1 protein-coding gene is annotated in these 217 nt (G+C 63.6%); it reads left to right on the forward strand.

Features of this window, described 5'->3' with window-relative positions; genetic code table 11:
- A partial coding sequence (locus tag B3873_RS16480) for a methyl-accepting chemotaxis protein (protein WP_286867372.1) occupies positions 1–217 on the forward strand: 217 nt, incomplete at both ends.

Here is a 217-nt window from a genome sequence, read left to right on the forward strand (position 1 = left end):
AGCTCATCAATGAATCCGTCGCCAAGGTCGCCACCGGTGAAAAGCAGGTCAGCGAAGCCGGCTCGACCATGGACGAAGTGGTCAGGAGCATCCAGAGCGTGACCCACATCGTGCAGGACATCAGCGCCGCCAGCACCGAGCAGACCGCCGGCCTGGAACAGATCAACACCGCCGTGGCCCGGATCGACGAAACCACCCAGCAGAACGCCGCCCTGGT

This window comes from Herbaspirillum sp. UBA812, assembly GCF_002296545.1.
Lineage (GTDB): Bacteria > Pseudomonadota > Gammaproteobacteria > Burkholderiales > Burkholderiaceae_D > Herbaspirillum > Herbaspirillum huttiense.